This is a genomic window from Geobacter benzoatilyticus, assembly GCF_017338855.1.
GTDB lineage: Bacteria > Desulfobacterota > Desulfuromonadia > Geobacterales > Geobacteraceae > Geobacter > Geobacter benzoatilyticus.
On sequence record NZ_CP071382.1, the window covers coordinates 40,901 to 59,796 of the forward strand.

At 59.7% G+C, this 18,896-nt stretch carries 19 protein-coding genes, 1 tRNA gene and 2 riboswitches; of the genes, 14 read left to right on the forward strand and 6 right to left on the reverse strand.

Annotated elements, in window-relative coordinates:
• Nucleotides 1–220 precede the first annotated feature (220 nt).
• The 11 genes from JZM60_RS00175 (at nt 221) to pta (ending at nt 10,377) form a co-directional block, all read left to right on the forward strand.
• The gene (locus JZM60_RS00175; RefSeq protein WP_207163542.1) at nt 221–1,384 is read left to right on the forward strand and encodes an iron-containing alcohol dehydrogenase; all 1,164 of its coding nucleotides are present in this window, start codon (nt 221–223) and stop codon (nt 1,382–1,384) included.
• A gap of 125 nt (nt 1,385–1,509) precedes the next feature.
• Nucleotides 1,510–1,627, forward strand: a riboswitch (molybdenum cofactor riboswitch).
• 29 nt (nt 1,628–1,656) lie between these two features.
• Nucleotides 1,657–3,387, forward strand: coding sequence for an aldehyde ferredoxin oxidoreductase family protein (locus JZM60_RS00180; RefSeq protein ID WP_207163543.1), 1,731 nt, complete (start codon nt 1,657–1,659; stop codon nt 3,385–3,387).
• Nucleotides 3,388–3,463: 76 nt separating this feature from the next.
• On the forward strand, nt 3,464–3,688 hold the full coding sequence (locus JZM60_RS00185; protein WP_207163544.1) for a MoaD/ThiS family protein: 225 nt from the start codon (nt 3,464–3,466) through the stop codon (nt 3,686–3,688).
• 3 nt (nt 3,689–3,691) lie between these two features.
• Nucleotides 3,692–4,534, forward strand: a complete 843-nt coding sequence (locus JZM60_RS00190; RefSeq protein ID WP_207163545.1) for a HesA/MoeB/ThiF family protein — start codon at nt 3,692–3,694, stop codon at nt 4,532–4,534.
• 60 nt (nt 4,535–4,594) lie between these two features.
• A riboswitch (molybdenum cofactor riboswitch) is annotated at nt 4,595–4,713 on the forward strand.
• Nucleotides 4,714–4,787: 74 nt separating this feature from the next.
• On the forward strand, nt 4,788–5,597 hold the full coding sequence (locus JZM60_RS00195; protein ID WP_207163546.1) for an ABC transporter substrate-binding protein: 810 nt from the start codon (nt 4,788–4,790) through the stop codon (nt 5,595–5,597).
• A 65-nt stretch (nt 5,598–5,662) separates the two neighbouring features.
• The gene (locus JZM60_RS00200) at nt 5,663–6,349 is read left to right on the forward strand and encodes an ABC transporter permease (RefSeq protein ID WP_207163547.1); all 687 of its coding nucleotides are present in this window, start codon (nt 5,663–5,665) and stop codon (nt 6,347–6,349) included.
• A gap of 6 nt (nt 6,350–6,355) precedes the next feature.
• Nucleotides 6,356–7,099: an ABC transporter ATP-binding protein gene (locus tag JZM60_RS00205; RefSeq protein ID WP_207163548.1), complete on the forward strand. Its 744-nt coding sequence runs from the start codon at nt 6,356–6,358 to the stop codon at nt 7,097–7,099.
• Nucleotides 7,054–8,271 (forward strand): molybdopterin molybdotransferase MoeA, encoded by a 1,218-nt coding sequence (locus JZM60_RS00210; RefSeq protein WP_207163549.1) that lies wholly within the window; start codon nt 7,054–7,056, stop codon nt 8,269–8,271. The genes JZM60_RS00205 and JZM60_RS00210 overlap by 46 nt, the downstream gene beginning before the upstream one ends.
• Before the next feature lie 14 nt (nt 8,272–8,285).
• Nucleotides 8,286–8,768 (forward strand): cyclic pyranopterin monophosphate synthase MoaC, encoded by a 483-nt coding sequence (moaC, locus tag JZM60_RS00215; protein ID WP_207163550.1) that lies wholly within the window; start codon nt 8,286–8,288, stop codon nt 8,766–8,768.
• A complete protein-coding gene (locus JZM60_RS00220; RefSeq protein WP_207163551.1) occupies nt 8,765–9,256 on the forward strand; it encodes a MogA/MoaB family molybdenum cofactor biosynthesis protein in 492 nt (163 codons plus the stop codon). Before moaC ends, JZM60_RS00220 begins: the two co-directional genes overlap by 4 nt.
• Before the next feature lie 119 nt (nt 9,257–9,375).
• Nucleotides 9,376–10,377: a phosphate acetyltransferase gene (pta, locus tag JZM60_RS00225; RefSeq protein WP_207163552.1), complete on the forward strand. Its 1,002-nt coding sequence runs from the start codon at nt 9,376–9,378 to the stop codon at nt 10,375–10,377.
• Nucleotides 10,378–10,523: 146 nt separating this feature from the next.
• Here pta and JZM60_RS00230 read toward each other — a convergent pair whose 3' ends face one another.
• A complete protein-coding gene (locus JZM60_RS00230; protein ID WP_207165373.1) occupies nt 10,524–11,789 on the reverse strand; it encodes an acetate kinase in 1,266 nt (421 codons plus the stop codon).
• A gap of 265 nt (nt 11,790–12,054) precedes the next feature.
• Between JZM60_RS00230 and JZM60_RS00235 the strand changes: the two genes are divergently transcribed.
• A complete protein-coding gene (locus JZM60_RS00235) occupies nt 12,055–12,225 on the forward strand; it encodes a DUF362 domain-containing protein (protein ID WP_207163553.1) in 171 nt (56 codons plus the stop codon).
• A gap of 127 nt (nt 12,226–12,352) precedes the next feature.
• Here JZM60_RS00235 and JZM60_RS00240 read toward each other — a convergent pair whose 3' ends face one another.
• The gene (locus JZM60_RS00240) at nt 12,353–13,858 is read right to left on the reverse strand and encodes a DUF3426 domain-containing protein (RefSeq protein WP_207163554.1); all 1,506 of its coding nucleotides are present in this window, start codon (nt 13,856–13,858) and stop codon (nt 12,353–12,355) included.
• A gap of 195 nt (nt 13,859–14,053) precedes the next feature.
• On the opposite strand from JZM60_RS00240, the gene JZM60_RS00245 reads away from it, so the two are divergent.
• Nucleotides 14,054–14,749, forward strand: a complete 696-nt coding sequence (locus JZM60_RS00245; RefSeq protein WP_207163555.1) for a DUF1573 domain-containing protein — start codon at nt 14,054–14,056, stop codon at nt 14,747–14,749.
• A gap of 12 nt (nt 14,750–14,761) precedes the next feature.
• Here JZM60_RS00245 and JZM60_RS00250 read toward each other — a convergent pair whose 3' ends face one another.
• Nucleotides 14,762–15,610 (reverse strand): MBL fold metallo-hydrolase, encoded by an 849-nt coding sequence (locus tag JZM60_RS00250; RefSeq protein WP_207163556.1) that lies wholly within the window; start codon nt 15,608–15,610, stop codon nt 14,762–14,764.
• Between the two features lie 142 nt (nt 15,611–15,752).
• Between JZM60_RS00250 and JZM60_RS00255 the strand changes: the two genes are divergently transcribed.
• Nucleotides 15,753–15,829: transfer RNA gene (locus JZM60_RS00255), tRNA-Arg, on the forward strand.
• Nucleotides 15,830–15,900: 71 nt separating this feature from the next.
• Here the strand turns inward: JZM60_RS00255 and JZM60_RS00260 are convergent.
• Genes JZM60_RS00260 through JZM60_RS00270 form a run of 3 tightly spaced genes read right to left on the reverse strand, consistent with a single transcriptional unit; the run spans nt 15,901 to nt 18,884 of the window.
• Complete coding sequence (locus JZM60_RS00260; protein ID WP_207163557.1) at nt 15,901–17,844, reverse strand: eCIS core domain-containing protein; 1,944 nt, start codon at nt 17,842–17,844, stop codon at nt 15,901–15,903.
• Nucleotides 17,844–18,185 (reverse strand): hypothetical protein, encoded by a 342-nt coding sequence (locus JZM60_RS00265; protein ID WP_207163558.1) that lies wholly within the window; start codon nt 18,183–18,185, stop codon nt 17,844–17,846. The genes JZM60_RS00260 and JZM60_RS00265 overlap by 1 nt, the downstream gene beginning before the upstream one ends.
• Before the next feature lie 3 nt (nt 18,186–18,188).
• The gene (locus tag JZM60_RS00270; RefSeq protein ID WP_207163559.1) at nt 18,189–18,884 is read right to left on the reverse strand and encodes a hypothetical protein; all 696 of its coding nucleotides are present in this window, start codon (nt 18,882–18,884) and stop codon (nt 18,189–18,191) included.
• Nucleotides 18,885–18,896: the final 12 nt, after the last annotated feature.

Genomic DNA, 18,896 nt, shown 5'->3' on the forward strand with positions numbered 1-18,896 from the left:
ATCCGGTGCCGCAATCCCGGCAAAACCGTCATTGTTTACAACAAATTCAGCACATTAGGGGTACACGGCACCGGCACCCGAACTGACTTGGTACACCCCTTGCCTTAACAGTAAAACAAACGTTCTAGAAAATTGTATGCGCAATCCCGGCCGACAGGCATCGAACAGAAGATTCACAAACGGTGGAAACGCCGCAAAAACCACAGAGGAGGAAGTACACATGGCACTGGCAGATCAAACGTTCGGATTCTACATTCCCACTGTTACGCTGATGGGGGTTGGTTCCTCCAAGGAAACTGGCGCCCAGGTGAAGGCCCTCGGCGCCAGGAAGGCGCTCCTGGTGACCGACAAGGGGATCTCGGCCATGGGGATGGCCGACCAGATCAAGCAGCAGGTGGAAGCCGCCGGCGTCTCCGTCGTCATCTTCGACGGCGCCGAGCCTAACCCCACCGACACCAACGTCCACGACGGCGTAAATGCCTACCTGGACAACGGCTGCGACTCCATCATCTCCCTGGGTGGCGGCAGCTCCCACGACTGCGCCAAGGGGGTAGGCCTCGTCATCGGCAACGGCGGCCACATCCGCGACTTCGAAGGGGTCAACAAGTCCACCAAACCGATGCCCCCCTTCGTGGCCATCAACACCACCGCCGGCACCGCCTCCGAAATGACCCGCTTCTGCATCATCACCAACACCGACACCCATGTGAAAATGGCCATCGTCGACTGGCGCTGCACCCCGAACATCGCCATCAACGATCCGGTCCTCATGCTCGGCAAGCCCGCCCCCCTCACCGCCGCCACGGGCATGGACGCCCTCACCCACGCGGTCGAGGCCTACGTTTCCACCATCGCCACCCCCATCACCGACGCCTGTGCCCTCCAGGCCATCAAGCTCATCGCCGAGTACCTGAGCCCGGCCGTGGCCAACGGCGAAAACCTGGAAGCCCGGGACAAGATGGCCTATGCCGAGTATCTGGCAGGCATGGCCTTCAACAACGCCAGCCTCGGCTACGTTCACTCCATGGCCCACCAGCTTGGGGGCTTCTACAACCTTCCCCACGGGGTCTGTAACGCCATCCTGCTGCCGGCGGTCTCCGAGTTCAACGCCATCGCCTGCCCGAAGCGGTTCGCCGATATCGCCGTGGCCCTGGGCGAAGACATCTCCGGCCTCTCCCCCATGGACGCCGCAGCCAAGGCCGTTGCCGCAATCCGCAAGCTTTCGGCCGCCATCGGCATCCCCGCCGGCCTCAAGGAACTGAACGTGAAGGAAGAGGATCTGAAGGTCATGGCCGAGAACGCCAAGAAGGACGCCTGCCAACTGACCAACCCCCGCAAGGCGACGTTGGAGCAGGTAATAGGCATGTTCAAAGCCGCCATGTAAGGACGGGAGCCGATTTCGCGCAATCCCGGCGTTGCCCTTCTCGATGCTCTTGTGCGGCGTAGCGCTGCTACGCCTCCGCGGCATCACTCGGGCGCCTTGGCCTTGCACGAAATCGGCTCCCTAGAACCAATTATAATCTCCGAGCCTGCGAGCCTAACAGGGAACCCTCATGGCTGAAGGCCACTGGGTGCCGTCGGAAACGGCGGCACCTCCCTTTCGGAAAGGAGAACAATCAATGAGACCCGCTAACAGCAGAAAGGGAGAATCAGTTCATGGATAAGATAATTCGCGTAAATATGTCCGACCTGAGCACCAGGACCGAGGCGGTCCCCGCCGATTGGGTCGGCCTCGGCGGGCGCGGCCTGACCTCCACCATCGTTGCAGCAGAAGTCCCCCCCACCTGCCACCCCCTGGGGCCGAACAACAAGCTGGTCTTCGCTCCGGGACTCCTGACCGGTACGCCGGCCGCCAACTCGGGCCGCCTCTCGGCCGGTACCAAGAGCCCCCTCACCGGCACCATCAAGGAAAGCAACGCCGGCGGCACTGCGGCCCAGATGCTGGCACGCCTCGGAATCAAGGCGCTCATCATCGAGGGAATCGCCAAAGCTGACGCTTGGTACAGCCTCCACGTCTCCATGGACGGGGTAACCATCCAGGAAGAGTCCGAACTGGTGGGAAAGGGAAACTTCGCCGTCATCGAGGCCCTTGAGGCCCGCCTCGGGAAAAAGACCGGCATTCTCAGCATCGGCCCGGCAGGAGAGATGAAGATGGCCGCCGCCAACATCTCGGTCAAGGACCCGGACAGCAAGATCCGCAGCCACGGCCGCGGCGGCCTCGGCGCCGTCATGGGCTCCAAGAAGATAAAGTTCATCTCAATCAACGACGAAGGGGCCCCCAAGGTAACCATCGCCGATCCGGAGAAATTCAAGACCGCATCCCGGGCCTTTGCCAAGGCGCTCCTGGACCACCCCGTAAGCGGCGAGGGGCTTCCCACCTACGGCACCAACGTCCTGGTGAACATCCTCCACGAAGCGGGGGGGCTGCCGACCAAGAACTTCACCACGGGGCGGTTTGACCACCACGACAAGATTTCCGGCGAAACCATGCACGAGACCATCGTTTCCCGTGGCGGCAAGCACAAGCACGGCTGCCATGCCGGCTGCATCATCCAGTGCTCCCAGGTCTACCACGACAAGGAAGGCAAATACGTCACCTCCGGCTTCGAGTACGAGACCATCTGGGGGCTCGGCGCCAACTGCTGCATCGACGACCTTGACGACATCGCCCTGGCCGACAACATCAAGGACGACATCGGCATCGACTCCATCGAGACCGCCGTCATGTTCGGCGTGGCCATGGAGGCCGGCATCCTCCCCTTCGGCGACAGCAAAGGCATCATCCGCCTGCTGAAGGAAGAGATCGCCGTGGGAACCCCCCTGGGCAGGATTCTCGGCGGCGGCGCCGGTGCTGTGGGAAAAGCCTACGGCGTCACCCGGGTGCCGGTGGTGAAGAACCAGGGTATCCCGGCCTACGACCCCCGGTCGGTTAAGGGAATCGGCATCACCTACGCCACCAGCACCATGGGGGCCGACCACACCGCCGGCTACACCATCGCCACCAACATCCTCAACGTTGGGGGTTTCGTGGACCCGTTGAAGAAAGACGGCCAGGTTGAGCTTTCCCGCAACCTCCAGATCGCCACCGCCGCCGTGGATTCCACCGGCATGTGCATCTTCGTCGCCTTCCCGGCCTTGGACATCCCCGAGTGCCTGCCGGCCCTCATCGACATGATCAACGCCCGCTACGACATCAACCTCACCGGCGAAGACGTGACGAATCTGGGCAAATACATCCTGAAGACCGAGCGGCAGTTCAACATCGACGCCGGTTTCACCAAAGAGCACGACCGTCTGCCGGAGTTCTTCAAGACCGAGCCGGTGGCGCCCCACAACGCCATATGGGACTTCACCGACGAAGAGATCGACGAGTTCTGGAATTTCTAAGAAACGGCGCGGACACATGCAGTCGTGTCCGCGCCATCCACCTCAACCGTGCCTAACAGGCCGTGGGAGAAACGCAATGGAGATCACCGTAAAACTGTTCGCCATGTTCCGTGTCGGGCGTTTTGCCGCAACCACGCAAAAATACCGGGAAGGAATTACCCCCGCGGACGTCGCCGGCGAACTGAAGATCCCGCATAAGGAAGTGGGTATTGTTCTGGTCAACGGCCGGCACGCCAAGCTGGACCATCGGTTGTTCGCAGGTGATACCCTGTCGCTGTTCCCCCTCGTGGGAGGAGGGTAGCCAATGGGGCTGCGCGAATTTATCTCGGAGGCGGCAACGGGGGGACTTTTCCCCTGGACGGCCCAGGTGGCGGCGGCAGAGCGTTTCGGGATTACCTTCGGCCAGGTGGAAGAAGCGGTCCTCCAGCGCGGTATAATGCCGGCCCGCTACCAGCGCAACCGGCAGACCATCACCGTCGAAAACCAGCTGCTGCTCTGCCGGAGCCGGGCTGTCATCATCGGCAGCGGCGGCCTCGGCGGCTATCTGGTGGAAGAGCTGGCCCGCCTCGGCGTCGGAAACCTCGTGGTGGTGGACCCCGACATCTTCGAGGAGCACAACCTTAACCGCCAGATTCTCTCATCCCCTGCGCTGCTCGGCAGGCCGAAGGCGGAGGTGGCCGCGGCGCGGGTCGGGGAGATCAACCCGGCGATTAGCGTCACCGCGCTCCAGACGGCATTTTCCCGCGAAAACGCCCGCGACATCCTGGCCGGCGCCCATGTGGTGATGGACGGCCTCGACAGTATCGCCACCCGGCTGGAACTGGCTGAAATCTGCCGCGAACTTTCCATCCCCCTCGTGCACGGCGCCATCGGCGGCTGGTACGGGCAGGTGGCCTCCCAACTCCCCGGTGACGACATCTCACCTTCTCTCTTCGGCAACTGGTCCGAGTCCAGGGGGGTCGAAACGCGGCTGGGCAATCCGTCCTTCACCCCGGCAGTGGTGGCGAGCCTCCAGGTGGCCGAAGCCTGCAAGATCCTCCTGGGAGAAGGGGAATCGCTCCGCAACCGGATGATTTACATAAACCTCCTCCATATGGAATTCAGCGAGGTAATGCTTGAACCGGCGCTGGCGGCGGTCGGGGAATAAATCCATGCAAGGGATTGACATAAAAACTCGATACAGGCATGATAACTAGCAATTAAAATCAATAAACAGACTCTCCGAGCCGTCGCGCCTACCAGGATTTTCCTCATGGTCGCCGGCCAACGGGTGTTGCGGGAAACGGCAGCACCTCCCTTTTGGAAAGGAGACACCCTGCGGCGCCGTGCGTCCAAGGCCTCCTTCCATTCTGGATAGGGGCCTTTTTTATTTACAGCAATCAACCCTGGAGGAACCAACAATGAAAATGCTTCGCCCGCTGTTCATCACACTCGCCGTTGTGCTATCGCTCACCTCCCTTGCCTCGGCGGAGGAGCGCCTCAAGATGTCCACCACCACCTCCACCCAGGACTCCGGGCTTCTGAATGTGCTTCTTCCCCCCTTCGAGAAACAGTACAACTGCAAGGTGGATGTAATCGCCGTGGGTACCGGTCAGGCACTGAAGCTGGGCGAGGCCGGCGACGTGGACGTGGTCTTCGTCCATGCCCGCAAGCTCGAAGATAAGTTCGTGGCCGACGGCTTCGGCATTAACCGCAAGGACGTCATGTACAACGACTTCGTCATCATCGGCCCGAAGAACGACCCGGCAGGCATCGCCAAGGCTAAGACCGCCGCCGAGGCACTGAAGCTGATCGCCACCAAGGAAGCCACCTTCGTCTCCCGGGGCGACAAGTCCGGCACCCACATGAAGGAACTGGACCTCTGGAAAGCTGCCGGCACCGCCCCCAAGGGGAGCTGGTACATCGAGGCTGGCCAGGGGATGGGCCCGGTAATCACCATGGCCACCGAGCGCCGCGGCTACACCCTGACCGACCGGGGCACCTATAACGCCTTCAAGAGGCAGAAGACCGACCTCGCCATCGTCTTCCAGGGTGAGAAGGGGCTCTTCAACCCCTACGGAATCATCGCCGTGAACCCGGCAAAATTCCCCCACGTGAAGCATGACCTGGCCATGAAGCTGATCAATTACATCACCGGCCCCAAGGGGCTGAAGATTATTTCCAGCTACAAGGCCCACGGCGAGCCGGTATTTTTCATTTACAAGAAATAAGGAACCAACGGGGAGAATACGGGGACCGATAAAGCCTTTACCGGTCCCCGGTCCCGGATTTTCATATGGACTTTTACTCCGAATCCCTCAAAACAGCCCTTGAACTGATCACCTCCCGCGACCCGGACGTGGTGAGCGCGGTGACCGTGTCGATTGCGGTATCGCTCTGGTCGACCCTGTTCGCCTCCCTGGCCGGGGTCCCGGCGGGGGTAGCCATTGCGGTGACCGAATTCCCCGGCAAGCGGGCCGCAGTGACGCTCCTAAACACCCTCATGGCCCTGCCGACGGTCGTGGTTGGCCTTTTCGTCTACAGCATCATCAGCCGCCAGGGCCCCCTGGGGGGGTTCGGAATCCTCTTCACTCCATCGGCAATGGTTATCGGCCAGACGCTCCTGGCCATCCCCATTGTGGCGAACCTTACCATGAGCGCCATCAAGGGGGCCGACCCCCGCATCGTCCCCACGGCACTCACCCTGGGGGCAGGTCCCTTCGAGAGCATCCGCCGGCTCGTGGTGGAGATGCGCTTCGGAATCATGGCAGCGGTGATCACCGGCTTCGGTCGCGTCATCGCCGAGGTGGGGGTCGCCATGATGCTCGGCGGCAATATCCGGGGCTACACCCGCACCATGACCACCGCCATCGCCATGGAGACCGGCAAAGGAGAATTCGCCCTGGGGCTTGCCCTGGGGCTCATCCTCATGACTGTTGCCCTGGTCGTCAACATGGCGCTTAACGCCCTGCAGCAGAGGTAAACCACCGTGAGCATCCGCTACCGACTCGACAACATCCGCACCACCTACGGCTCCCGGACCGTCCTGGATATCGAGAGACTTACACTCCACTCCGGCTGCCTCTACATTCTCACCGGCGCCAACGGTGCGGGGAAGAGCACCCTCCTCTCCCACCTGGCATTGCTTTCTCCGCCGGCGGCGGGTAATATCGCCCTGGACGGGGAGACGGTGCACTGGAGCAATGGTTCGCTCCTGCGCCTGCGGCGGGAAGTGACCCTCGTCCACCAGTCGCCCTATCTCTTCACCGGCAGCGTTGCCACAAATGTGGCCTACGGCCTGAAGCTGCGGGGAGTCCACGGCGACAGCCTGAAGCAACGGGTGGAGGATGCCCTCGCCCTCGTGGGGCTCCCAGGCTTCGGGCAACGCCGCTCCCGGGAGCTGTCCGGCGGCGAGGCCCAGCGGGTTGCCCTGGCACGGGCACTGGCCCTGGAGACGAAGGTACTCCTCCTGGACGAGCCCCTTGCCAACGTGGACCGCGAAACCAGCGAGCTGATGGGAAAGATTATATCCACCCTCCCCGCCAGGGGAACAACCGTCGTCATGACAACCCACGACCCTGAGCACCTGGAGCGCCTGCAGGGCGAGCGCATCCACCTGGTGGCCGGGCGCCTCGACGCGCCGCGGGCAAACCGGAGCACATCTTTCGACGAAGGAGAAAAACAACCGTGCCTTCTTTCACCGAAGCCCGCGGCCTCATTCTTGACCGCGTAGCCCCCCTGGGCATCGAGCGGGTTGGAATCCTTGAAGCAGCGGGCCGCATCCTGGCTGAAAATCTGGAAGCCCCCTGGGAGATGCCCCTCTGCGACAACTCCGCCATGGACGGCTTTGCCGTGCGCGCCGCCGACTGCACAACCATTCCCGTCTCCCTGAAAGTGGCCGGCTACATCCCCGCCGGCGGCGAAGTAAGCGGGCCAGTTGAGCCCGGCTGCGCCATCAGGATCATGACCGGTGCCCCCATCCCACCCGGTTGCGACGCCGTTGTGCCGGTGGAGGAGACCGAAGGTGACGGCGATGCCGTCAGGATCGTCGCCCCGGTCAAGGAACGCCAGCACATCCGCTTCAAGGGCGAGGACGTGGCTGCCGGCGAGACGGTCATCCCGGCGGGCACCCTTATCCACCCCCCCGAGATCAGTATGCTGGCCTCCTTCGGCAAGGCCCTCGTGCCGGTTTTCCGCAGGGCCAGAGTCGCCATCCTCTCCACCGGCGACGAGCTGATCGAACTGGGGTCCCCTCCGGTTCCGGGCAAGATCATCAACTCCAACACCCTGTCCCTGGCAGCGGCGGTACGCCAATGCGGAGCCGAGCCCATCATCCTCGGCATCGCCCGGGATGACCGGGAGAGCCACCGGGAAAAGCTTGCCGAAGGGCTCAGGGCCGACGCCCTCATCACCTCCGCCGGCGTCTCCGCGGGGGACCGGGACCTGGTACGCGATGTGCTGGCCGAACTGGGGGTCGAGCAGCTCTTCTGGAAGGTGGACATGAAGCCGGGCGGCCCCACCGCCTTCGGGATGTACGGAGAAAAGCCGGTCTTCTCGCTCCCCGGCAACCCCGTTTCCACCATGGTCACCTTCGAGATCTTCGCCCGGCCGGCCCTCCTGCGGATGATGGGGCACCGCAACGTAGTGCGCCCCTTCGTCAAGGCCACACTCCGGGAAGATGCGAAGAAAAAAGCCGGTAAGGTCAACTTCCTCAGAGTCCAGGTGACCCAGCGCAACGGCAGGCTGGAAGCCTCCACCGCCGGCGACCAGCACACCGGCATCCTGAGAACCATGGTCCGGTCCAACGGTCTGGTGCTGCTCCCCCTTGAGGCATCCGTCGTCCCAGCGGGAACCGAAGTGGACCTGATGATTTTGCGTGATGATGCAACAATGCTGGAAAACTAAGGGAGAATCAGACCATGTCTTTCAACCATTTCGACGATAGGGGCCAGGCCATCATGGTGGACGTGAGCGCCAAACAGCCGACCCTTCGCACCGCAACCGCCGCCGCGAAGGTTGCCATGGAGCCCAAAACGCTGGCAGACCTCCTGGCCGGCCGCACCACCAAGGGGGATGTCCTGGGGGTGGCGCGGGTGGCGGGCATCGCCGCCGCCAAGAAGACCCCCGAGCTGATTCCCCTCTCGCACCCGTTGGCCATCCACCATGCGGCGATCGACTTCGAGACCGATCCCGAGGCGGGGGTCATCACTATCAAAGCGACAGTTCGGGCCTTCGAGCGGACCGGCGTAGAGATGGAAGCCATGACATCCGCAGCCGTAACGGCCCTCACCATCTATGACATGTGCAAGGGGACCGACAAGGGGATCACCATAGGCGACATCCGCCTCCTCTTCAAGGAGGGTGGGAAAAGCGGCACCTGGCGCCGGGAGGAACCGGCATGAAGGCGGCGATCCTGACCTTGAGCGACAAGGGCTCCAGGGGCGAGCGGGCAGATGCAAGCGGCCCGGCCCTCTCCGCCTGGCTTTTCGAGCGTGGCGTCGAAACCGCCCATACGGAGATCATCCCCGACGAGGCGGAACTCATCGCAGCACGGCTCACCCAATGGGCCGATTCCGGCCTCTACGACCTGATACTAACTACCGGCGGCACCGGCGTATCCCCCCGCGACGTCACCCCCGACGCCACGTTGAAAATCCTGGACCGGACGATCCCCGGCTTCGGCGAGGTTATGCGGATGAAAAGCCTCGAAAAGACCCCCCACGCCATGATCTCCAGGGCTGTGGCAGGCATCCGGGGACAGACCCTCATCATAAACCTCCCCGGCAGTCCCAGGGGGGCCATCGAGAACCTTGAGGCGGTCTGGCCCGCTGTCCCCCACGCCGTTGAAAAAATACAGGGGGACACCCGCGACTGCGCCCCCTCATCCTGAAACGGCAAACGCCCACCCACTCCTAAACCCGGCCCACGCCGGGTTTTTTGTTGACCGGACCCCCTGTATCGGCTATAAACTAGAATTCTGTTTTAATATTAGACCAAGGAGGATCGCCCATGGGCCTGATGGACCAAATCAAGGCTAAAGCCCGGAACAATCTGCAGACAATCGTGCTCCCCGAGAGCTACGACGACCGGATGTACGCCGCTGCCCAACAGATCGTCGAACAGGGTTTGGCAAAAGTAGTCATGCTTGGCAACGCAGAGGCCATCGCCAAAAAAGCCGCCGACCTCGGCGCCGACATATCCAAAGTCGAGCTGATAGAGCCGGCTTCCTCCCCCAAGCTCAACGACTATGCCGATGCCCTCGTGGAACTCCGCAAGAGCAAGGGACTCACGAAGGAAGAGGCCCTCAAGCTCCTCATCGCCCCCGACAATCTCTACTATGCGGGCATGATGGTCCGCCAGGGCGACGCGGGGGGCGAAGTGGCCGGCGCCACCGGCACCACCGGCGACGTGCTCCGGGCAGCCTTCCAGACCGTCGGTCCGGCCCAGGGGATCAAGACCGTCTCCTCCTTCTTCTTCATGGTCACCAAGCCCCCGACCTTCGGCGAAAACGGCATCATCTTCTTTGCCGACTGCGCCGTGAACCCCAATCCCGATGCCCAGGCCCTGGCCGACATCGCCGTGGCCACCGCCCGCAACTGCAAGGCGTTCCTCGACGTGGACGCCAGGGTGGCAATGCTCTCCTTCTCCACCAAGGGGAGTGCCAGCCATGCCGACGTGGACAAGGTCCTCAAGGCCATGGAACTGGCCAAGGGCATCGACCCGGCGCTCCAGATCGACGGCGAACTCCAGGCCGACGCGGCACTCCTCCCCAAGGTGGGCGAGCGCAAGGCCCCCGGCAGCGCCGTTGCCGGCAAAGCTAACGTTCTCGTCTTCCCGGACCTGGACGCCGGCAACATTGCCTACAAGCTCGTGGAGCGCGTCGCAGGCGCCGAGGCCATCGGCCCCATCATCCAGGGGCTGGCCAAGCCGGTGAACGATCTCTCCCGAGGCTGCTCCGTCGATGACATCGTGAATGTCGCCGCCATCACCGCGGTGCAGGCACAAGGATAAACGCACCGTAAGCCTCGCACGCATACAAAAGCGGCCGTCCGGCACAATGCCCGACGGCCGCTTTTGCGTTATATCATGACAAGAAAGGCCGCCATGGAATCCATGGCGGCCTTTCTCAAGGTGAGAGCCGTAAGTATTCCCTACGGCTAAGACCGCACGAAATCAGGGCTCGCAAAGGAGTAGTTGAAATTCATGTGATCGGTGTACGTGCCGTCAAGTATGGCAACGACGTCCTCGGTAAAGACCAGTTCCTCGTCAGTGGGAATAACATAGACCTTGATGGGAGAATCATCAGTGGTAATCAGTGTCTCCCGCTTTCTCGTCATGGCGCTCTTGTTCCGCTCCCGATCGAGCTTTATACCGATACCTTCGAGACCTTCAATGGCCTTTTCCCTTATCAGGCATCCCATCTCCCCGACACCGGCAGTGAAAATCACGGCATCGAGGCAACCGAGAACCGCCATGTAAGTACCGATGTATTTTTTGAGCCGATAGGCCTCGATATCCAGGGCAACCTGGCAGCGATGGTCGCCGTTGCAGGCATTCTCTATCACGTCCCTGCGATCCGTAAAGCGTCCGGTCAGTCCGAGCACGCCGCTCTTCTTGTTGAGGATGCTGTCAATCTCCTTTGCGGAGAGGTTTTCCTTTTGCATCATGAAAGAGGGAATGGCCGGGTCGATATCACCGCAACGGGTGCCCATAACTGCCCCTTCAAGCGGGGTGAGCCCCATGCTTGTATCAATGGACACGCCACCCTTGATGGCGCAATGGGAAACACCATTGCCGATATGCATGGTGATGAGGTTGCAATCCTTCGGGGCTTTTCCGAGGAGGGCGGCCGCACGCTTCGAAACGTAGAGGTGTGAAGTCCCGTGGAAACCGTACCGGCGTACGCCATATTTCTCGTACCACTCGTAGGGGAGCGGATAAAGATAGGCATGTTCGGGCATGGTCTGATGAAATGCCGTATCGAAAATGGCAACGTGGGGTACAGCGGGGAGAACAGCCTGAGCTGCCTCGATACCGGCAATATTGGGTGGATTGTGGAGTGGCGCCAGATGCTGGACTTCCTTTACGGCATCGAGCACCTTCTCATCAATGAGCACCGAACGGGTGAACATTTCTCCCCCGTGAACAACACGGTGGCCGACCGCCGAAATCTCGTTGATGTCTTTAAGAACGCCATGCTCGGGATCAACAAGGGTTTTGATGATCAGGCCGATGGCTACCTGATGATCCGGGCATTCGTATTCATTCCGGTAGGTCTCTCGACTCGGAACCTCGTGCATAATGAACGAATCACCGATGATAACCCGCTCCACCATACCCTTGGCGACAACCTCTTTCTTTGCCCAGTCGAACAACTGGTATTTCACTGAGGAACTGCCGCAGTTGAGGGCGAGAATAACCATCATATCCTCCTAAATTGAGCCAAAATAAAAATCGTTAAACAGCAATAAAACGTGAAATTCCGGATACATCTTCTCTTGACACCGCCCACCAATCCTAAAAAATAGAACTGTTTTTTACATATACAATACAGGTGGGGCAAATTCAAGTTTTTTTATGGAATCACATTTCCCGGACTTCACCTTTCTGCTGGACTTCCGGACACCAATCATGGTATGTTTACTGTTAATTTGGCTTAAGCCAAAAACTTTACAAGGAGGTAGGACAGTGGCTCACGTTATTTCCGATGACTGCACCAACTGTGGTGCATGTGTAGACTCCTGCCCGGTGAACGCAATCGCCCCGGCCGGTGACAAGCACAAGATTGACTCCGACACCTGCATCGACTGTGGTGCATGCGTTGACACCTGCCCGACTAGCGCCATCAGCGCCGCCTGATTAACCAGGTTTCAGCACACGAAGCCGACCCGATATAATCGGTGTCGGCTTCATTTTTTCAATACATCCAATACAAAAGGGCCGGCATAAATGCCGGCCCTTTTGTATTAATATCCATCCGATCAACTTACTGGCTCGCCACCGTTGAGCCTACGGCTTCCACGCTGTAATCGGCAGCATCTTTCGGGATATTGGCGATAACGATAACGAAGGGAATTCGCTTGCCGGGCTGGACCCCGAGATTCGCCAGGGAATCTCCGAACTGATTTCCCATGGCCGCATCCAGTCGCTCAAGCGGGAGTGTTCGAATCTGCTCGTCCGTAAGATTGTTTCCGCAATAAGCAACCTTTTGTGCCAATATCTGCCCATTTTTCCCCAGAAGAGCACCGCGCACCTGAATGGCTGCACGCGGCTTACGGTAGTTGTTCACGGCTTCCCCCCGGATAACGAACAACTCTCCACCTGCCTCTGGATTGACCAGATAGGAACCTCCAACCTTATCAAGGGAAATTGACCCTTCATCACGGCTCTCAATACCAAACCAATCTGCAACAAAACCAACCCCAAGCCTATTAAGGATTTCGGGGCCATCTTTTAAATAATAGAATCCCAGACCGGCCAGAGCAATTATCACCAGCACTGACAATGCAATCAGCAATGTAGGCAGGAACGGTTCTCCCTTGCGCCGGGATGAGATACTTAACGGTGGAGCTTCATCCTCCACGCTCACATCGGATGAAGGCACCGATGGCATTGTCTCCGCTGAAGGCTTATCGCCCGCGAGTTCAACGCCGGCAGACAAATCAGCAGTTTCCGGAGCCGGGGAAAACAGTCCGCTACGAGGGGGTTCCGCTTCCGTATCTTCAATGCCGAAATCAATTTCCCCGAAATCGATATCGCTGCTTGCCGAAGGTTCTGAACCGGCCTCTTCCCCATCGCCGGTCGTTTCGTCATCTGAAAACTCGAAGGAGATTTCCTCTTCTTCCGTTCCATCAGTTCCAGAATCGGATACATTGGTTGCCGCGGCAAAAGCCTCGGGACTCACCTCTCCGAAGCTTATCTCATCTTCCCGTGCCGGAACTTCATCCTCTTGTGCCGCACCATCTTCGGAGACGGCAAATTCCGTTGCGACACCAACTGAATCGGAAAAGGCAGTTCCATCCTCTGTCTCTGCCCGCTCCTCTTCAAATCCTCCAAAAGATTCATCCTGACGGGTTTCCTCTTCAGGGGCAAAAACCGGTTTTTCCGAGTCGCCGGACTGCAGGGCAAACGAAGAAAAATCTTCTCCACTCTCCGGCTCTTCGGAAGGTCCTGCTGCAAACGACGGGGAAACCTCTTCCGATTCCTCGCCATCGAAGGAAAAAGACGTTTCGCCTTGCGAAGTATCAGTTGTTGCGGACGCGGGTACATCCTGCATACCCACGCCTTGTTGCCCGTCACCAGCGGCAGTCCCGGCCCCGTGCGAGTCCAATCCCCCCAGAAGGAGATCCAGATCACTCTCCTCAACCGGAGCTTCTCTCTTCACCACGAAAATATGCTTGCATTTCGAGCATCTAACCTTGATCCCGGCATCACTGACTTTAGAATCGTCGAGTCTGAACTTGGCTTTGCACTGAGCACACTGTATGATCATCGGTCACTCCGCGGATAAAGTACTCGCCCTATGGGTCAAAACCCCCGAGAAAGCGGAATTTACGGCATTTTCTATAACAGACAAAAGGACTTAGTGTCAAATCATTCTGGCAACAGCTACCACTTTATGCTATACCACCAAACAGCTTAATGCCTTTTTATCTTTCATGGATTTTATTGAAACAAGGAGCAAACGATGACCCGTTCCGTGCTTTCCACCCTTGTCCTCGCCATATTCATGACTCTTGCCGCAACGCTCCAGGCACTGGCAACCCCAATTCTTTCGGTGGACAAGCCGGTTCTCAACTTTGGCACCATCTCACAAGGCAAAAAGCTCAATTTCGCCTTCAAGCTCACTAATAATGGCGATTCCCCTCTTTCCATCACAAGGACGAGAACATCTTGCGGCTGTACCGTTGCCCACATCTCGACCAACTCAATCGCCCCGGGCAAGAGCGCCGAGCTGAAAATAACCTTCGATTCGTCAAACTTCGGCGGCAAAGTCAGCAAGACGATTACCGTCGAAAGCAACGACCCGGAAGCACCCTCGACCACCATCACCATCAAGGGGATCATCAACGAAGATCTTGTGGTCACGCCCCGCCAGTTGAATCTCGGTCAAACGCACATAGGTAGCAGCAAGGAGGTCTCCGTCACCCTTGAAAACAACGGAACGCGAGCCATCAAGATTCTCTCGGTGACCACCCCTATGCCCCAGGTAAAGGTATCCCTCAGCCGAAATGCGCTCAAGCCGGGGGAACGTTTACAAATCAGCGTCAAAGTCTCTCCCCGTCCAGAGGATCGTTTCCTGAGCGGATTTCTCGTCGTAGCAACCGACATTCCGGGAAAACCTGAAATTACAGTTCCCCTTTACGGATCCGTCGCCAAGTAACCGGCGGCGGATTCACTCATCCTTCAGATCCCGGTAAGCACGCGTCAGGTTTACATCTAGAAAGGCCTTGTACCCCGGCATCTTCTCGTGGGCAGGAAGCTTGAAGGCTTTTCTCGTCTCGTCGAGCGTCTTTCCCGCCTCGATATAACCAAGGACCTCTGTCAGGAAATCCTTGAAAAAAAGCCGGAAACGTCTGATGCCTGAACGGTCGGTAACCTGGCCGAGGCCCGGAACGACATATTGTGCCCCGACTGCCTCCAGAGTCTCCAGGGTAATGATCCAGTCCCGCATGTGACCTTCTCCCATATAGCCGACCACATCGTTGTAAAAGAGATCCGAAGTAAAGAGAACCCCCTCGTTGGGGAGAAACAGGAATACATCCCCCTCGCTGTGGCCGAATTCCGCGCTGGCGAGTACGATAGAGGTGTCACTTCTGACAAGCGTCAACCCCTTCTCGAAAAAGGTAACAGAGTTGCGTAGCGGTCTTGTTTCGGATTTCAGCGCCTGCCAAGTCTGCCAGGAAGTTATAATCTCCACGTTGGCAGGAAAATCGAAATCGACATAATTGAAACCCTTGTGGTGATGGGTGAGAATGACGGAACGCAAAGGCAGCGGGGTAATCTCGGCAATGGCGGCAATGAGTTCTTTGATCCCTTCCGGTATGAAGTGGGATCCGGCGAGAATCACCTGATGCGGGGTTATGATTATGAGGGCATTGCTGCCGGCCTTCCCTTCCGGAAGGGCTATGGCGGCAAACACGCCGTTATCGATAAGTTTTATATCATAATTGGCTGCGGACGCAGTTCGCCCGGTACACGCCAGAATCATCACAAGAGAAAGAGAAAGAATAAACCTTGTCATGGACCTCACACCCATTTTTTCTGAATAGTGTAACAAAACCGGCCCCAAAATGACAGTGTCTCGCCTCTATGATCTATTTTGGCGGCTCGGAAACTTTTGCTTGAGGATTTAAGCATCTTAGTGTATAAAGAATATCTTTAATGGGCGGTTAGCTCAGCTGGATAGAGCGCAGGCCTCCGAAGCCTGAGGTCGTACGTTCGAATCGTATACCGCCCGCCAAAAATGATAAGAGGTTAGGCCAATTGCCTAACCTCTTTTTTTGTGTCCTCAGTCATAGGGTATCAAAGAAATTAAGGGGGTGCAGCGCTCGTGGCGGCGCGCACAAGAAAAAGCTCCACCCGGCGGTTCAGTGCGCGGCCATGGATGGTGGAGTTGTCGGCGGTGGGCTCCGCCTCGCCCCGGTGCTGGGGCGCTGCGGCATCAAGCAACTGGCTGTCGGGAACTCCCGCATCCCGCGCCATCTGGTAGAAGGCCTCGGCCCGGCGCCGTGAGAGATCCAGGTTATGCCTGGCACCGCCGGTCTCGTCGGCATGGCCCACGAAGCGGATCTGCACGTCGGGGTGGCCTTCCAGGTGGCGCTGCCTTATCCCCTCGAAAAAGGCCGCATGCTCGGGCTTGGGAGCCGTCTGGTTTATGGCCAGGTTCATGAACCGGTAACGGTTCCCCTCCGCCACGGTCTGCACGATCCCGTGGGAACTCTGGGATTCGGCCACTTCGGTGCTGCGGGGTGCCCCCTCCCGCATCCCCACCTGGGTTTCAAAGAGCTGCCGGGCCACGGCAGACGTGGCCTCCAGGCGCCACACCTCCCCCAGGAAGTAGGCCCGGGCGATGTCATCGTCGGGAACGAAAGCGGCCACATTGTCCTGGACGGCCTGGACGTTGGGGGCATAGTTATTGCGATCGGCGCCCTCAGAGGGAGTCATAACGATACGCGCCAGGTACTCGGTGAACCCTTCGGTGTAAAAGCGCGGCGAGGTGGTGGCGTCGACCCAGTCATTGAATTCCTGGGAGACATAGAAGTGGGTCAGCTCGTGGATGAGGATGAGCCGCCGCAGGTCTGCCGGCGCGCCCCGGTGGATGAAAATCCGCGACCCCCCTTCGACAAAGGCGGCCTGGCGGCTGGCAAGGGTGCGCACGTTGGGGCCCGCCCAACTGTCGGCCAGGATATCGGCCAGCATCTGCCCATAGCGCGAATCGGTGGGGCGGATGTTGTACTCGTCGATGTCGGTCATGAGGCTCAGGCGGTTCTCCAGCCACTGGTTCAGAAATTGTGTGGCGGATGTCTGGGATGGCTGGATGATGCCGACCGCGGAACGGATCTGCGCCTCGGGGAGCGGAGTGGTGATCTGGGAGAACGTGGAGCGAATGTCCTGATCCACGGCAATGGCAGTGGTCTCGGCCTGGGACTCGGTGGTGCGCGTGGGAACCGTTCCCCCCACCGACAGTGGATTGGCCGCAATATGGGCCCGGAGCGCAGTGGTGAACTGGGTCTTGATCTCCTCGGCGGTGCCGGCCACGCCGTTGGCCGGATCGGGATCGACCCAGGGGCGAAGAGTCCCACCGCTGGGGGACGAAACGAAGAGGGACTGGTGAACCTGGGTGAAGCGGGTTGGGTCGTCGAAGTCGGGGGCACGCTGAATGGCTGCGGCCGGAGCCACCCCCTGCTGCACCACATGGGCAAGTTCGTGGGCCAGGAGCCGCATCCCTTCATCCGTCCCGGGGGAGTATCGGCCTGCGCCAAAGGCAATATCGTCCCCTACGGTGAATGCCCGGGCATGCAGGCTCTCCGCCATCTCCCCGGCGGCACTTCCCGTATGGAGGCGCACCCGGCTGAAATCCACGCCGAAGCGAGGCTCGAAAAACGCCCGATCGCTCTCTTTTAGAGGGATGCCACCCCCCTGCAAAGAGCGTACGGCTTCCTCGGCATCCTCATCCAGATGGCGTTCCCTGCCCCCCTCCCCCAAAGGCCGAAAGAGTTCCCCCTTCGCCACCGGTCCGCGCCCCAACTCCTCGCCGGTCATCTGTAAAACGTTATCGGCTGCCCGGTCGGCCTCCTGCTCATGGACATCCCCTGGCGTCCCCACCGCAAGCTTGCACCGCAGGGGAGTGCCCCGCAGAATCTGCCTCACCGGTTCACGCTGGGCTGAGAGGCCACACGGCGTTGATGGGACGGAAAGGCGTCCGGATGCCCCGTAGGGAGCTGGTTGCATGGTCTTATGAACAGGCGTCCCCATCACTCATTCTCCAGGGTTCCATTAAATGGCCTGCCGTGCCGCTCGAATATCCCGAAGAGCCGCCGCAGTTCATCGGGCGAGATGCTGCGGTCAAGCACCCGCAGCACATCCGTAAGAAGGCCCACGGAACGCTCCACCCGCATTCGTTGCGCGGCGTAATCATTGCAAGTGGCAAGGCAGAGCCACGCCAGGGGCTTGCCTGACGCCCCTGGGGCTTGAAGCGGCTTGGCCTCGACCATGGCAAGCCAGCGCTCTACCTCACCAACCGCATCTCCGGTCACGACTCGCTCCCACCAGCCGTCCCGCGCATATTCCCTTAAAACCGCATGGGACACACCCATTCCCTATTTCCCCCGCTCGCTCTCCCACGGTTTCGGCTCCGTGGAATAGGCAGTCCGGGTATAGGCATAGACGGTGCTGCCCGACTGGTCGGCCATGATCTGCGGGATGGGGCCGTTGCCCACATTGCAGGACAGAATCCAAATTTCGGCCTTGCCGTAGAATTTGTCGCGATTGAAATAGGGGAGCCAGGTGCTCTTGTTGGATTCCTTCAGGTTCAGCGTGTCCCCCACATCCGGCCCGTCGCCGGAACCGGTGGCAAGCATATCCTTGTTGCCGTGGCCGCCGACGATCAACTGCCGAATGCGGCGGCGCTCCTTCACCGGGTCCAGGGCGAGCTTGGTCCCCAGATCGGCAAGGGAAACATGGCGCTTTGCATTGAACCGCTTGGCCACCCCCTCGTCGAAGCCGTTGTCCCATTCCGGTTTTTCCGGCTTTTCCACGGTGGCCAGGTCAACGGCATCGCCGGACGCTGCGCCGTTGGGTGTTTTGGGATCGAACTGCTTCACCCCCTCGGGCACCCCCTCGCCGCCGTTGTCGTCGGATTTTTTCTTGCTGCCTGTCGGTGCATCCTGCCACGATCCGCGAAGCACGTCGCGTACGTGCCGGTCTCCGCGGATCGGAAGGCGGTTCGGCATGGCGGAACGGACGTGTGTGGCCATCTGATCATGGAACCGGTCTGCGAAGGTTGCATAACCCATGGGACCCTCCTT